General features: G+C 64.9%; 11 protein-coding genes. 2 read left to right on the top strand and 9 right to left on the bottom strand.

The window, feature by feature from the left end:
- Nucleotides 1–193 precede the first annotated feature (193 nt).
- The 3 genes from ilvD to RAD16_RS04105 form a co-directional block, all read right to left on the bottom strand.
- The gene (gene ilvD, locus RAD16_RS04115) at nucleotides 194–2,044 is read right to left on the bottom strand and encodes a dihydroxy-acid dehydratase (RefSeq protein ID WP_458156599.1); all 1,851 of its coding nucleotides are present in this window, start codon (nucleotides 2,042–2,044) and stop codon (nucleotides 194–196) included.
- Between the two features lie 205 nt (nucleotides 2,045–2,249).
- Nucleotides 2,250–3,185: a VOC family protein gene (locus RAD16_RS04110; protein WP_458156598.1), complete on the bottom strand. Its 936-nt coding sequence runs from the start codon at nucleotides 3,183–3,185 to the stop codon at nucleotides 2,250–2,252.
- A 25-nt stretch (nucleotides 3,186–3,210) separates the two neighbouring features.
- The gene (locus tag RAD16_RS04105) at nucleotides 3,211–3,573 is read right to left on the bottom strand and encodes a hypothetical protein (RefSeq protein WP_458156597.1); all 363 of its coding nucleotides are present in this window, start codon (nucleotides 3,571–3,573) and stop codon (nucleotides 3,211–3,213) included.
- Nucleotides 3,574–3,924: 351 nt separating this feature from the next.
- On the opposite strand from RAD16_RS04105, the gene RAD16_RS04100 reads away from it, so the two are divergent.
- A complete protein-coding gene (locus tag RAD16_RS04100; protein ID WP_458156596.1) occupies nucleotides 3,925–6,171 on the top strand; it encodes a TOMM precursor leader peptide-binding protein in 2,247 nt (748 codons plus the stop codon).
- A gap of 13 nt (nucleotides 6,172–6,184) precedes the next feature.
- A complete protein-coding gene (locus RAD16_RS04095; RefSeq protein ID WP_458156595.1) occupies nucleotides 6,185–7,642 on the top strand; it encodes a SagB/ThcOx family dehydrogenase in 1,458 nt (485 codons plus the stop codon).
- 50 nt (nucleotides 7,643–7,692) lie between these two features.
- On the opposite strand, the gene RAD16_RS04090 is transcribed toward RAD16_RS04095, so the two are convergent.
- Genes RAD16_RS04090 through RAD16_RS04065 form a run of 6 tightly spaced genes read right to left on the bottom strand, consistent with a single transcriptional unit; the run spans nucleotide 7,693 to nucleotide 14,037 of the window.
- Nucleotides 7,693–8,655, bottom strand: a complete 963-nt coding sequence (locus RAD16_RS04090; RefSeq protein ID WP_458156594.1) for an ABC transporter permease — start codon at nucleotides 8,653–8,655, stop codon at nucleotides 7,693–7,695.
- Entirely contained in the window at nucleotides 8,652–9,581 is a 930-nt protein-coding gene (locus tag RAD16_RS04085; RefSeq protein WP_458156592.1) for an ABC transporter permease, read from the bottom strand. The genes RAD16_RS04090 and RAD16_RS04085 overlap by 4 nt, the downstream gene beginning before the upstream one ends.
- Nucleotides 9,581–10,573, bottom strand: coding sequence for an ABC transporter ATP-binding protein (locus RAD16_RS04080; RefSeq protein ID WP_458156591.1), 993 nt, complete (start codon nucleotides 10,571–10,573; stop codon nucleotides 9,581–9,583). The genes RAD16_RS04085 and RAD16_RS04080 overlap by 1 nt, the downstream gene beginning before the upstream one ends.
- Nucleotides 10,570–11,553: an ABC transporter ATP-binding protein gene (locus tag RAD16_RS04075; protein ID WP_458156590.1), complete on the bottom strand. Its 984-nt coding sequence runs from the start codon at nucleotides 11,551–11,553 to the stop codon at nucleotides 10,570–10,572. Before RAD16_RS04075 ends, RAD16_RS04080 begins: the two co-directional genes overlap by 4 nt.
- A gap of 3 nt (nucleotides 11,554–11,556) precedes the next feature.
- On the bottom strand, nucleotides 11,557–13,194 hold the full coding sequence (locus RAD16_RS04070) for an ABC transporter substrate-binding protein (RefSeq protein ID WP_458156589.1): 1,638 nt from the start codon (nucleotides 13,192–13,194) through the stop codon (nucleotides 11,557–11,559).
- 27 nt (nucleotides 13,195–13,221) lie between these two features.
- On the bottom strand, nucleotides 13,222–14,037 hold the full coding sequence (locus RAD16_RS04065; protein WP_458156588.1) for a sugar phosphate isomerase/epimerase family protein: 816 nt from the start codon (nucleotides 14,035–14,037) through the stop codon (nucleotides 13,222–13,224).
- Between the last annotated feature and the right edge of the window lie 434 nt (nucleotides 14,038–14,471).

The raw sequence follows: 14,471 nt of genomic DNA, 5'->3' as shown, positions 1-14,471 counted from the left end.
AACAGCAAGAGTACGAGACATTATGCGGTGCCCCAGTTGCCCCAAATGGATTTGCGAAGGTCGCACCAGTATACGCCGCTAAATCCTGAGCTGCTGAAGTTCGTCGAGGCATCCTTAATGCGAACGGCCGGCTTTCGCCGGCCGTTCAGAACTTGTTGACCATGCACGGCTGGCGCGAACGCAGCAAGCGCGCTCAGTTCGAGCGACGCTTCACCTCGCGCACCGCACCGCGCGCAGCGCTGGTGGTGAGCGCAGCGTAAGCCTGCAGCGCGGTCGAGACGTTGCGCTTGCGGGCTGCGGGCTGCCAGGCGGCATCGCCCTTCGCCTCTTCCGCAGCGCGACGGCTGGCGAGCTCCTCATCGGAGATCTCGAGATTGATGCTGCGGTTCGGGATGTCGATCGCGATGCGGTCGCCGGTGCGCACGAGACCAATGTTGCCGCCCTCGGCCGCTTCCGGCGAAAGATGTCCGATCGACAGGCCCGAGGAGCCGCCGGAGAAGCGGCCGTCGGTGACGAGCGCGCAGGCCTTGCCGAGGCCCATCGATTTCAGATAGCTGGTCGGATACAGCATCTCCTGCATGCCGGGGCCGCCGCGCGGGCCTTCGTAGATGATGACCACGATCTCGCCGGCGACGACCTTGCCGCCGAGAATGCCGTCGACCGCGGCGTCCTGGCTTTCGAACACACGCGCCGGGCCGGAGAATTTCAGGATCGAGGCGTCAACGCCGGCGGTCTTCACAATGCAGCCGTCCTGCGCGAGGTTGCCGTAGAGCACGGCGAGGCCACCGTCCTTGCTGAAGGCGTGCTCGAGATCGCGCACGGCGCCCTTCTCGCGGTCAGCATCGAGCTCGTCGTAGCGGCGCTCCTGGCTGAAGGCGACCTGGGTCGGAATGCCGCCGGGCGACGCGCGGTAGAAGGTGCGTACCGCCTCGCTCTTCGAGCGCTTGATGTCCCAGCGCTCCAGCGCCTCGTTCATGGTCGGCGCATGCACGGTCGAGACCGAAGTGTCGATCAGGCCAGCGCGATCGAGCTCGCCCAAAATGCCCAGGATGCCGCCGGCGCGGTGCACGTCCTCGACGTGCACGTCGGCAACTGACGGCGCGACCTTGCAGAGCACGGGCACGCGGCGCGAGAGACGGTCGATGTCCTGCATGGTGAACTTGACCTCGCCCTCGTGGGCCGCAGCCAGCAGATGCAGCACGGTATTGGTCGAGCCGCCCATCGCGATGTCGAGCGTCATCGCGTTCTCGAACGCTTTGAAGTTCGCGATGTTGCGCGGCAGCACGGACGCATCGTCCTGCTCGTAATAGCGGCGGACGAGATCGACGATGGTGTGGCCGGCCTCGACGAACAGGCGCTTACGGTCGGCATGGGTCGCGACCACCGTGCCGTTGCCGGGCAACGCCAGGCCGAGCGCCTCCGTCAGGCAGTTCATGGAGTTGGCGGTGAACATACCCGAGCAGGAGCCGCAGGTCGGGCACGCCGAGCGCTCGATCACCTTGACGTCCTCGTCGCTGACCTTGGAGTCGGCCGCGGCCACCATGGCGTCGATGAGGTCGACGGCCTTGGTCTTGCCCTGCAGCTTGACCTTGCCGGCTTCCATCGGGCCGCCCGAGACGAACACGACGGGGATGTTGAGGCGCAGCGCGGCCATCAGCATGCCGGGCGTGATCTTGTCACAGTTGGAGATACAGACGAGGCCGTCGGCGCAGTGGGCGTTGGCCATGTACTCGACGCTGTCGGCGATCAGCTCGCGCGACGGCAGGCTGTAGAGCATGCCGTCATGGCCCATGGCGATGCCGTCGTCGACCGCGATGGTGTTGAATTCCTTGGCGACGCCGCCAGCCTGTTCGATCTCGCGAGCGACGAGCTGGCCGAGGTCCTTGAGGTGGACATGGCCGGGCACGAACTGGGTGAAGGAGTTGACGACCGCGATGATCGGCTTGCCGAAATCGCCGTCCTTCATACCCGTCGCGCGCCAGAGGCCGCGGGCGCCCGCCATGTTACGGCCGTGGGTGGTGGTGCGGGAGCGATAGGCTGGCATGGCGGTTTCCGTCCTCGGGTTTGACCGGCCGGGCGGGAAAATATGGAAGCCGCCTCAGGCCTTTCCGGCCGGATAGCGCACGGGCTGGGTTGGTGCAACGGGAACTTGCCCCTGATAGCTCCAGATCGGCCCAGCGCAAGCCTCCCCTGCTCCGGACGCGGGCTATTGCAAGGAGGTCGCGCCCAGCGCTGGACAGACGCGGTCGCTAGCGCTTCGGCTTGGGCAGCACAATTCTCCCTTGGGAGGCAATGCCACCCCATTTGGCGGACCAGCCGATCTCCGAACCCGAAGACGGTTCAATGCTTGACTGATTTCGGGCGCCGCCCTGCAATGCAAACAAGGCGCCCTGGGGATCGACACATCGTGCGATCCAACAGCCATCAGGCAATTCGATCGGCCCCTGGAGGATCCGGCCTCCGCCGGCAGTCACATGCTTCGTGGCCGCACCGATGTCGTCGACATTGAAGTAATGCAGCCAGCTCGGCTGCGCGACGCTCGGAAGTTTCGTGAGCATGCCGCCGACCGTCTGCCCGCCTGCCGAAAACAATTGATACCAGGCCGCTGGTTCGCTTTGAGCGTCAGCCTTCTGCCAACCGAACAGTTCTCTGTAGAAATCGAAGATCACGGTCCGGTCGGCAGCTAGTAACTCATGCCAGCCGACACGCCCCGGCTCCTCCAGCCGGCCCGGTTTCCGTCGGCCATAGGTCGGATCGTTGATCAGCCCGAACGTCGCCTCCTGCGGATCGGCAACGACGGCTATGCGGCCGATATTGGTGTCCGTCGGCGGCACGAGGATCGTGCCTCCAAGACGCCTGATCTGCGCGGCGGTCGCCTCCAGGTCGTCGACGGCGACGTATCCCATCCACCGCGGCGTCGCCCCCAATCGCCGCCCCTCTTCCGGGATATTCATAAGTCCGCCCAGCGGAGCGCCGCCGCTACGAAGCACCGTATAAGGCAGTTCCGGGGTCGATTCATCCTTCACGCCCCAGCCGACGGCCTTGCGGTAAAAAGCGCCCGCCGCCGCGACATCCGTGGTCAGGAGTTCATACCAAGCGAAACGCCCTGATCGATCTGCCACGCCGATCTCTCCGTTCGGGATTCGATGCGCTTGCGGCACTGCACCACGCTGCACGCGCACCACCAGCGTGGATCGTTGATGCGTTGTGTCAACTGGCCGTGCCGATGCCGTTCATGAAGATGAATACATCCTGAACGTGCTGCGCCGCGCTTTCCTGCGCGAAATTGTTGCTCGCGTTACGTCCTGGGCGTAGGCTTACCGCGGCTGGGATGCTTCTTGCAATGCTCGGAGGTTCGACCATGCGGCAGGCGAAGAAGACTTCTAAAGGGAAGAAGCGCGTAACCAAAGTCGCCGTGCCGGCGTTCGGAGCCGCAGGGTTGACGTTCTCGCTGGCTGGAGGCGCATCGGCGTCCGCGGTGCCGACACCCGACGCGCAACAATTGCCCCACCTTGGAGCCGGACAAGCCATCACGCTCGATGAAGAGGAAATGGCTGACGTCAGTCTGGCCACCTTCCATCTCTTCGACAAGGAAAACGCCGGTAGCCGCGTGCAGCTGGCTTGGCGCGGATGCGGCGGTTGCCGCGGCTGCGGAGGCTGTCGGGCTTGCCGTGGTTGCCGATGTGGCGTCGGTTGCCGATGTGCGGGTTGTGCCGTCGGCTGGGGCGTCGGTGTGGTGGGATGCGCCGTATCATGCGCGGGTTGCTGCGCATCGTGGGGCCGTTGCCGCTGGTGCTAGGCGCCGGCACGTTCCGAATGTCAAATTCACGGGTTGATAGGTCATTGGCCGGCCTCAAGGGGCCGGCCAATTGCTTGATGTCGCGACGACCGGCGTGACGGCAACAGGATCAGCGTGCTGACTCAATGACTGCAACTCGCAAGACCCGCACTGCGCGGCAGACCCGCAAAGACATTCTCCGACTCGCACCGAACTTCACCGCTTACGTACTGCCTCCCGATGCGGTTTGCCTCTACTCCGAGGACCGCAAGTTCTTCCTGCACGGCGAGCTCTACTGTGCCTTGGCCACCGCGATCGGAAAACATGGCAAGGCCTGGCCGGAGATCGTCAGCCAGCTTTCGAAGCAGTTTCCGGCCAACAAGATCGAGGAAGCGATCAAGCGGCTCCTCGATCGCCGATATGTCGTTGCGCGGCCTCCGAAAGCATTCGACGACGCCGTCGGCGGTTTCTGGGCGAGCCTCGGCATCCCCCTGGAGATCGCCGATCAAAATCTTCGCAATTGCCCCGTCCGGATTGAGACGATTGACGTCAAAGGCGCCAAGGAGCTGACCGCGGCGTTGAGCAAGCTCGGTGTTCAAATCGCCAAGCGAGCGCCGAAGCTCACGATCACGCTGGCGAACGACTATCTCGACCGGGGACTCGCTGACCTGAACCAGGAACGCGTTGCCGGCAAGACGCCATGGTTGCTGGTGCAGCCATCCGGCCCGTTTCCGCTGGTCGGGCCCGTGTTCAAACCGGGCGAGAGCGCCTGCTGGACCTGCCTGTTCGATCGCATGATCCGCAACCGGGAGATCAAGGGATTTCTCGACCGGGGACCGGCGCGTGCGGTTGCCATATCGCCGCTCGTCAAAGACAGCGTCGGCCAGGCTGGAATCCATTTTGCGGCCGTCGAAATCGCCAAGGCCATTGCATCGGATTTTCGCACCGATTTGTGCGATCACATCGCAAGTTTCGACCTGACCGGCGCCGCCATCGCCAAGCACTACGTGACGCGACGTCCGCAATGTCCGACCTGCGGCAGCAGGAAGCTGAACAACCCGCGCCGATCTCCCGGCCTGGTCGAAATTGCAGAGGGCAAGAAGCTCGTCATGACCAGCGGTGGATACCGCACCGTGACGTCGCGGTCGACGGTGTCGCGCTTCCGCAAGCATGTGAGCCCGCTGACCGGTGTGGTGACCAGGCTCGAACGAATCGACGTCGATCTGCCGATGAACACCAACTACTTCGCACAACATAATTTCTCCGCGCCGGCCCACAGCATCGACCAGCTCAGGTCCGGTTTGAGCGGTGGCAGCTTTGGCAAGGGCTCGACCGCCGAGCAGGGCGAAGCCAGCGCACTGATGGAATCGATCGAACGCTATTCGGGCATTTTCCAGGGCGATGAGATCAGGACGGTGCGTCGATTTGCCGATTTCGCGCCGGGCGACGCGCTTCTTCCCACCGACGTCCAGCTCTTCAGTGAAACGCAGTTCAAGAACAGGTTTCTCCAGCAACCGGACGATCCCCATCCGGTTCCCGAGCCGTTCGATCCTGCAACGAGGACCGAGTGGTCGCCCGTCTCATCGTTGCGCGACAAGCGCTTCAAATATCTGCCGACGGGCCTCCTGTACTTCTTCTATGGCGGCTTTCATACGGACTCCAACGGCTGCGCGGCCGGCAACACCCGCGACGAAGCGATTGTCCAGGGCTTCCTCGAACTGATCGAACGCGATGCCTACGCGATCTGGTGGTACAACCGGGTGCAGCGCGCCGAGGTCGACCTCGAGCAGTTCGACGATTTCTATGTCCGGGATCTCCGGTCTCAATTTGCGGAAGCCGGGCGCAAGCTGTGGGTGCTCGATGTCACCACCGACCTCGGCATTCCCTCTTACGTGGCCATCATGCACTGGATGCAGAATGGGCACGAGCATATCGAGTTCGGCTCCGGCGCGCATTTCGACCGCCGCATCGCCCTGCTGCGCTCCCTCACCGAGCTGACCCAATTCATGTCGGTCAGCATGATGGGCGGTGCGAGCGACGAGAAGCCGACCCTCGACGGTGTGACACCGCTGCGCCTGGAAGACTACCCGTTCCTGACACCGAGCGATCGCCCGATCGTCCCCCCAGCGCCGAGCCTCGAGCTTCACGACAATACGCGCGACCAGGCCCTCGCCTGCGTCGAGATCGCCGCCCGTGCGGGCTACGATTTCCTCGTCCTCGACCAGACGCGTCCCGACGTCGAGGTCCCCGTCGTCAGAGTGCTCGTTCCCGGCCTGCGTCATTTTTATCGCCGCTTCGCACCGGGCCGCCTTTACGACGTGCCGGTGAAGCTCGGATTGCTGGACCGGCCGCGACTGGAAAGCGATCTGACTCCATTCCTTCCACACACCTGAAGGCCTGCTCGTCGTGCGCGCTCCCCGGAAAAAGCCGACCAGGAAGACCGCGCCGGACATTGCCGCCCGATTGAGCCATCGCTTCTCCCTCCAGATTCAGCCGGACGGAAACATCGCCGCCTCTCTGGGCGACTATTCCGTCAACCTCGGACAATTCAGCGAGGCTGCGGTGGACCGTGCGCGACATCTGAGCACCGGTCTTCCGCTGGCTTCGTTTGCAGGCAAGAGCATCCTCGCCAGGGAAATCGACGCACTGGTGCATCGCCTGGCCCGGCAGGGGCTTCTGGAATACCGCCTCTCCTCCGCGCGTGATGAGCGAGACCTCGTGGTCATCGAGCCTCAAGTCCCCGACTACTGGCCGCGACGCGCGAAGCTGGGCAGCCGTGATACCGTCGTATTGTCGCGCTTTGCCTATCTGCGCCGGCGCGGCAATGAGATGGTGTTGGAATCACCACGCGCCGGCGCACTGTTCCGGATTGGCGATCCCGCCATCGCCGCGACCCTTGCTGCGCTGTCGCAGCCTCAGAAGATCGGCAAGCTCAAGGCGAAGGCACTCTCCCTCAACCTCCTACTGCTCGAGCTGCTGGCGGAATGCCAGATTCTACTCAAGCTCGATGCGAAGGGCGGCGACGGCTTGCGCGTGAATGAAGGTGACGGCAATCTCGTTCTCTGGGATTTCCATGATCTGGTGTTTCACACGCGGAGCACGGAGGGCCGGCAAGCCAATCCGGTCGGTGCCGCCTTCACCTACGCGAACGTCGTCCCGCCGCCGCCCGCGGTGCGTCCGCGCTGGCCCGGCAGCAAGATCGACCTGCGTAAATTCCCCTCCTCCGAGCCGAACTCTCTGCTCCCGAAGCTGTTGCGCGAACGCCATTCAACACGGGATTTCGACGACAAGCATCCGGTCACGCTCGGCGAACTCGCGCAGTTTCTCGACACCACCGCGCGCGTTGTGTCCGAATGGAAGAGCGGACCGTATTTTGAGGGCGGTCCCGAAGTCACCTACAGCACGAGGCCCTATCCGTCGGCGGGCAGCGCATACGAGCTGGAATTGTATTTGGCAGTCTCGAACTGCGAAGGGCTTCCGCGCGGTCTCTACCACTACGACGCAGGGGGGCACGCGCTGGTGGCGATCAGCGCCTCCGCCCAGCAACTCCAGGCTCTCTCGCTGGCGGCTCAGTTCGCCATGGACGCGCCCGGTCAGCCGCAAATCCTGATCACGATCGCAGCGCGCTTTGGGCGGGTCTCCTGGAAATACAGTTCAATCGCATATTCGTTGATCCTGAAGAATGTCGGCAGCCTGATTCAGACGTTCTATCTGGCAGCGACCGATATGGGCCTTGGCGGCTGCGCCATCGGGACGACCGACATCGATCTGTTCGCGAAAATGACGGAGCTGGAATTACATATCGAGGGCCCGGTCGGCCAATTCGCGCTCGGGCGCGGCAAGAAGCCGGAGGTCCAAGGCTAGACCAACGTTAGAAGCGACGGCAGATCGGCGCTCGGCTCAAGCCAGTCGCGCTATTGCAGCGTCGGATCCAATCGGTCGCGCAGCCAGTCGCCGATCACGGAGACGGCCAGCGTGGTCACCACGATGGTGGTCGCCGGCGCCAGCATGATCCAGGGCGCGCGGGTCAGGTACTCACGGCCATAGCCGACCATGTTGCCGAGGCTGGTCATCGGCGGCTGCACGCCGAGGCCAAGGAAGGACAGGCCCGATTCCATCAGGATCACCTCGGGGAAGACCAGCGTGGTCGAGACGATCAGGGTCGAGGCGATGTTGGGCAGGATGTGCCGGAGGTAGATCCGCGACGGCGTCGCCCCTAACTGCCGGACCGCGGCGGCATAGCCTTGCACGTTGGCGGAGATGGCGAGGCCGCGGGCGATGCGGGCGTAGCGCTCCCAGCCGAAAAGGCCCATCAGTCCAATGAGAAGCGGCAGGGAATTGCCAAAGAAGGCGAGCACGGCGAGCGCCATGATCAGGAACGGCATGCTGGCCTGGAAGTCGGTCAGCATCAGCACGAGCTGCTCGATCGCCCCGCGGAAATGCGCGGCGAGGAAGCCGAGCGTGGTGCCGACGATCGCCGAGATCGCGGTGGCGCCGAAGGCGATCAGCAGCGAGATGCGGATCGAGACCAGAAGCCGCGACAGCACGTCGCGGCCGAGCTCGTCGGTGCCGAGCCAGTGCGCGACATTGCCGGGTGCCGAGAGGCGATTGCGCAGGTCGAGCTGGGTGAAGCCGTATGGCGCGATCTTCTCGGCGAAGGCCGCGATCACCAGCATGGCGACGATCCAGCCGATCGCCAGCGCCACCGAGACCGGGATCGCCGGCAGGCTGATGCGGCGGCGGACGCTGGAGCCCTTTCCGTTCCGGTGAAATCGGAACGGGGCTCCAGATTCATATTTTGACGCGTTTTCTTTATGCGAACCGGCATCCACTTCGCTTGAAAACGCTTCGGTGTCCTTCAACGTCGCGTCGGTCATGCGTGCGCTCCTTTGGCGCGCAGCCGCGGATCGAGGAAGCCGTAGAGGAAGTCGACGATCAGGTTGGACGTCACCATCGTCATCGCGACCAGCAGCAGGATGCATTGCACGACGGCGAGGTCACGGTTGGCGACCGCAACGACGAGCAGGCGCCCTACTCCCGGCCAGGCAAACACGCTCTCGACCACGACCGCGCCGGCGATCAGCGTACCCACCATGAAGCCGAGGATCGTGACGGTCGGAATCGCCGCATTCGGCAGTGCATGCGACGTCACCACCTTGCGCCACGGCATGCCCTTGGCCGAGGCGGTGCGGATATAGGGCTGGCCCAGCACCTCCAGCATGGCGCTGCGGGTGAAGCGCGCCAGCACCGCGGCGCCGCCGAGGCTCAGCGTCGCAATGGGCAGGATGGCGTGGCGCCAGCTGTCCTGCCCGCCCGATGGCAGCCAGCCGAGCTGCACAGCGAAGACGAGCACGAGCAGCAGCGCGAGCACGAAGCTCGGGACGGTGAAGCCGGCGACCGCCGTCATCATCACGGCCCGGTCGATGCCCGAACCGCGATGCAGCGCGGCATAGATGCCGGCAGGAATCCCGAGTGCGATCTTGAAGAAAAAGGCCGGCAAGGTCAGCGCCAGCGTTGCCGGAATGCGCTCCAGCACGAGCTCGATCGCGGGCCGTCCATCGCGCATGGAACGGCCGAGCTCGCCCTTGGCGATGGCGCCGAAGTAATCGAGATACTGGAACCAGATGGGGTCATCGAGACCCCAGGCCTTGCGGAAGGCCGCAAGGACTTCCGGCGGCGCTTCCGGTCCCAAAATCATCAGCGCGGGATCGCCGGAGAGACGCAGCACGACGAAGGCGAAGGTGACGACGAGCACGATCGTCAGCGCCGCGCGTCCGATCCGAATGGCGAAATAGCGTCCCATCACGCCGCGTCCCGCGTCTCGGCCTGCGGCCCGGTCACGAGATGGCAGGCCACCTGCCTGTCACCGCCAACGGCGGACAGCGTGGGCACCTCGCTCGCGCAGCGCGCAATGGCGCGCGGGCAACGCGGGTGGAAGGCGCAGCCTTGAGGTCGCGCTGCGGGGTTTGGCGGATCGCCTGCGAGCACGATACGGCCAGCGCTGCGGCGGCCCGGTGCGGGCGAGGCCGAGACCAGCGCCTGCGTATACGGGTGCTCCGGCCGCGCAAACAGATCGTCGGCATTGCCGATTTCGACGATGCGGCCGAGATACATCACGGCGACGAAATTGCTGATCTGCCGGACCACCCGCAGATCGTGACTGATGAACAGCAGCGTCAGCCCAAGCCGGGCCTGGAGATCGCAAAGCAGGTTCACCACCTGCGCCTGGATCGAAACGTCGAGCGCGCTGACCGGCTCGTCACAGACGAGGAAATCGGGCTTTGTCGCCAGCGCCCGCGCCAGCACGATGCGCTGACGCTGCCCGCCCGACAACGCGCCCGAATAACGGGTGCCGTGGGCCGGCGTCAGCTCGACCGCACGCAGCAATTCGCGAACGCGGTCCTCGCGCTCCGCCGATGTGCCGACGCCGTGGATGTCCAAGGGCTCGCGGATCTGGGTCGCAACCGGCAAGCGCCGGTCCAGCGCGCCCAACGGATCCTGGAAGATCATCTGCATGCGCGCACGCTGAGCGCGCCACGCCTGCGTCCCCGGCGCCGCCATCGGCTTGCCGTCGAACCGCATCTCGCCGCGATCGGGCGGTTCGAGGCCGAGCACGATGCGCCCCGTCGTGGATTTGCCCGAGCCGGACTCGCCAACGAGGCCGAGCGTCTCGCCCTTGGGGATCGTCAGCGACACGCCGTCGACGGCATGCACGGCCGTGCTGCGACCGAACATTCCGGAGCGCATGGAGTAGCTGCGCGAGATCGAGGATACCTCGACGAGCGGCGCGCTCATTCGGCGGCGATCCCGAGCAGCGCGCGGCGCGAGGCCTCGGCGCGGATGCAGGCGACGGCGCGGTCGTCCGCGATCGGCGCAAGGGTCGGCGCCGCAAGTCCGCACGGCTCGGCCGCCAGCGCACAGCGCGGAGCGAAGGCGCATCCATCAGGCATGCGCGCGGGATCTGGCACGGTGCCGGGAATGGCGGTGAGACGGCGACGCGGACCGTCGAGCGGCGGCAGCGCGCCGATCAGGCCTTGCGCATAGGGGTGCACGGGATCGGCAAAAAGCTGGTTGCTGGGTGCCTGCTCGACGATACGGCCGGCATACATCACCGCGACGCGGTCGCAGTTTTCCGCGACGACCCCGAGATCGTGGCTGATCAGCACCATCGCCATGCTCATCTCGCGGCGGATCGTGGAAAGCAGCTCCAGGATCTGCGCCTGGATGGTGGCATCGAGCGCGGTCGTGGGCTCGTCCGCGATCAGCAGATCTGGATTTCCGGCGAGCGCCATCGCGATCATGATGCGCTGGACCTGGCCGCCGGAGAATTCGTGCGGATAGGCCGAGAGACGCCGCGCCGCATCAGGAATCCCGACCAGATTGAGCAGCCTCAGCGCTTCGGCTTTCACGGCCTCGCCCGAGAGATCGCGATGCAAGGCCAGCGCCTCGCAGAGCTGCTTGCGGATGGTCAGCACCGGATTGAGCGCGCTTGCCGGATCCTGGAAGATCATGGCAACCCGCCCGCCCCTGACCTGGTCGAGCTCGTAGGCCGGCGCGCCGAGGATCTCGCGCCCGTCGAGCCGGACCGAGCCCGAGACCTTTGCATGCCGCGGCAAGAGGCCGAGCGCGGCAAGCCATGTCACCGATTTGCCCGAGCCGGACTCGCCGACGAGGCCCAAGGCCTCGCCCTTGCCAAGAGCGAGATCGACGCCGCGCAGGACCGGCACGCCGTTGAAGGCGACGCTGAGGCCCTGGATGCTGACCAGCGGCGCCACGGCCTAGGCCTCGAAATTGCCGGCGCGGAAATCCATCGCGAATGCGGGCGACGCCTTCCACTTGATCGACTTCGGCTTGGCCGTGAAGGTCGCGTTCTGGTGCAGCACCGTGTAGGCGGGGTCCTCGCGCTCGGCGATCTCCAGCATGCGGTGGAATGCCTTCTTGCGCGCGGCGCGATCGGTCGAGGTCTCCAGGAACTCCGAGAGCTTGTTCAGCTCGGCATTCGTCCATTCGCCGATCTGCTGCTGCTGGCCGTTCGGGCCATGCTGGGCAACCAGCGAGGACACCGGATCGTTGAAGGCGGCAGAGTTCGACCAGTCGCGCACGGCGCGGGTCGGCGCGCGTTCCATGATCTGCGACCAGTTCTCCTTGGTCTCGATCTGGACGTTGAGGCCGACCGACTTCCACATCTCGACCAGCACCTGCGCGGTCGCGACCTGGTTGGTGTAATAGTTGTTGAGCAGGCGGTACGGGATCGGATCGCCCTTGTAGTTGGCCTGCTTCAACAGGTCCTGCGCGAGCTTGGGATCATAGGCCGGCACGCTCCAGTCGGCGTTGAACATGTCGCCGTAGAATTCCCACTGCAGGCCCTTCGGCACGCGGGTGCGGCCGGCCCACAGGCTGTCGACGATCGCCTGGCGATCGATCGAATGGGTGAAGGCGCGGCGGACCAGCGGGTTGGCGAGCACGGCGTGGTTCTTGTCGAACACGGTCAGGCGGTGATTGAGGATGGTGCCGCCCTGCACTTCGAACGCGGTGTTCTTCTCGATTCCGGCGATCTGGTCCGGCGGGATGTCGCAGGCGAACTGGTATTCACCCGACAAGAGGCCGTTGATGCGGCTCGCGACCTCAGGCACTTCGAGGAAACGGATGCGCTTGAGCGGCGGACGGCCGCCCCAATATTCGTCGTGCGCTTCGAGCGTCAGCGACACGTCGGGCTTGAGGTCGACGACCTTGTACGGACCGGTCGTAACAGGCTTGCGCGCCCAGTCGAGATAGCTCGCGGACTGTTCCCAGGCGCGGCGGTTCATGATGTCGGAGCCGTAGCGCGACAGCCGGCCCTCGATGGTGACGTCGGGCGTCGCGTTGTAGAAGCGCACCGTATATTTGTCGACGGCATCGACGCGCACGAGGTCGGGCCAGATGCGGCGGGCAACGGCCGGCACGTCCGGCGGCAATTCCTTGCCCGGACGCGGCGTCGGGATCTTCTCGAAGGCCTGGATGGTCGAGCGGCTCTTGGCCTCGGTCTCGCCGAACATGCGCTCGCGGCTGAAGGTGAAGACGACGTCTTCGGCGGTGAGCTCGTCGCCGTTGTGGAACTTGACGCCCTGGCGCAGCTTCACCTCGACGGTCTGGTCGTCGATGCGGCGCCATTCGGTGGCAAGGCCCGGCACGGCCTCGAGGCTGCCGCGCCAGTTCTTGGAGATCAGGCCTTCCCAGATCGAGGAGAAGAACACGCGCTCGCCGACATTGGACTGCTCGCGCAGCACGTCGAGCACGTTCGAGTTGGTGACCTTCTGCACGGCGATCGTCACCGACGGACGATTGTCGGCCTGCCCGATGGCGAAGCGCGGCAGCAGCAGCGTGCCCGCGGCGGCGCCGCCGGATTTCAGGATGGTGCGACGGGTGAGTTTGGTCATGACGAAAGCCCTGCCCTGTACTGTCGATTAGTCGGCCAGACCGAGCGCGGCGAGATGGGCTGCGCCGGCGAGTACGTGGTCGTGGTTGCGGAGTTCGAGAATCAGACGGGGGTTCGAGGTCAGCCGGCCCAGCGCGCGGAACACGGCGACCCAGGGGATGTTGCCCTCGCCAGGCGCCCAGTGCCGGTCGGCAAAGCCGTCGGTGTCCTGGAGATGCACATGCGTCAGCATGTCGCCCGCAGTCTCGACGTAATAATCGACCGGCGGCGCGCCGGTGGAGATGTGGGCGTAGTTGGCGTGGCCGGTGTCGAGCGAGACGCGGACCTTGCTGCTTTCGAGCGACTTGGCGAGGCGCACGCGGTCGCGCGGATCCTTGTCCTCGATGTTCTCGATGACGATCTCGCAGCCGATCGTCTCAGCGCGCGCGATCACTTCGGCCAGCGTCGCCTTGACGCGTTCGACGATGTTGGCGCGGTTGTCCGGATAGAGATCGAGATTGTTGTAGTCCCAGGTCGTGAACGGCGAGTGGATCACCATCTGCGTCGCCCCGAGGAATTCCGCTGCGTCCAGGCCCTGCAACAGGCGCTTGGTCACGGCCTGGCGGATCATCGGATCGTGGCTGTCGATCTTGAAGCCCCAGAACGGGCCGTGGATACCGAGGCGGCCGGTATGGCCCGTGAGCATCTGCTTGATCTCGCCGGCGGCACTCCGCCAGTCGCCGTCGAGCAGATCAGCGCGGAAGAAATCCTGGATTTCGAGATCGCGTTGCCGTTCGAGAAGCCAGTCGCGGTGAGCGGGGATCGATTTGATGGATAGTGCGGCGCCCAACACCGGCTTCGACATGGCTTGCTCCTTGACCGTCAGCGATGACAAGGGCAGCGCTAGACCAGTTCAATGACAGGCCGGTGAAATGCAGGATCCGCAGTGCGGACGAGATGTGGACATCCTGTTGGCCGCGTGCATCGAATTCAGGCAGCAGCAATCGCGGCTCATGCAAACCAATGCATCAGTGTGCAGAGACGATCACGGATGAGTCCGTAGTGATCCGGAATGGAATCCTAACCATATCTCGCGTACATCGCGGGACATCGATCGGCGGCCAATTCCAGGGGCATCACCCTCTGATCGCGCACCACGGGGTTGGGGGACCACATGGGCGGGGGATTGAAGGCTGGGGCAAGGTGACGAGGTCCGGACTCCTAGGCACTCCGGACCTCGGAACTTTCAACATCGAATGCAATTTCGCGCCGCCGGCTGCATCACCCGCGCGGCGCGAA

This window comes from Bradyrhizobium sp. 18BD (genome assembly GCF_054185225.1).
The sequence above is the reverse complement of the archived record's forward strand: the minus strand, read 5'-3'. Positions and strand labels throughout refer to the sequence as shown.

Bases quoted from the DNA above. Each gene is read 5' to 3' on its own strand.
- ilvD (WP_458156599.1), bottom strand. From the start codon at position 2,044: ATGCCAGCCTATCGCTCCCGCACCACCACCCACGGCCGTAACATGGCG.
- RAD16_RS04100 (WP_458156596.1), top strand. From the start codon at position 3,925: ATGACTGCAACTCGCAAGACCCGCACTGCGCGGCAGACCCGCAAAGAC.
- RAD16_RS04090 (WP_458156594.1), bottom strand. From the start codon at position 8,655: ATGACCGACGCGACGTTGAAGGACACCGAAGCGTTTTCAAGCGAAGTG.
- RAD16_RS04085 (WP_458156592.1), bottom strand. From the start codon at position 9,581: ATGGGACGCTATTTCGCCATTCGGATCGGACGCGCGGCGCTGACGATC.
- RAD16_RS04080 (WP_458156591.1), bottom strand. From the start codon at position 10,573: ATGAGCGCGCCGCTCGTCGAGGTATCCTCGATCTCGCGCAGCTACTCC.
- RAD16_RS04070 (WP_458156589.1), bottom strand. From the start codon at position 13,194: ATGACCAAACTCACCCGTCGCACCATCCTGAAATCCGGCGGCGCCGCC.
- RAD16_RS04065 (WP_458156588.1), bottom strand. From the start codon at position 14,037: ATGTCGAAGCCGGTGTTGGGCGCCGCACTATCCATCAAATCGATCCCC.